The organism is Gilvimarinus sp. 1_MG-2023 (assembly GCF_030548285.1).
Genome location: NZ_JAUOSC010000765.1, coordinates 1 through 293 on the forward strand (window position 1 = coordinate 1; position 293 = coordinate 293).

1 pseudogene is annotated in these 293 nt (G+C 59.7%); it reads left to right on the top strand.

Annotated features, from left to right (window positions below):
* Positions 1 to 293: pseudogene (locus tag Q4563_RS18955) on the top strand (GGDEF domain-containing protein); the annotation flags it as partial.

Here is a 293-nt window from a genome sequence, read left to right on the forward strand (position 1 = left end):
TCCTCGGTGAAGGTGGTGCGGCACTGGCACTGGCGGTCTGGATGCTGCTGATTCTGGGCAGTCGTCCGGCAGGGCGGGTAACCGACCTGCTGACGTTGGGGATGGGGTTTATGTTTCTGGCGATGTGGCAGGACAACCTCGACGAATTTATTCACTTGCCCGCCGAGCAGTTCTGGGATCAATGGCTCGAGTCCGGTGCCATGCCCGTCGGAATCGTATTGTTAACCTACGGACTGGTGCACTGGCATCAGGAGCAGCTCTCGATCAACCAGCAGCTGCGCAAGCGCGAGCAG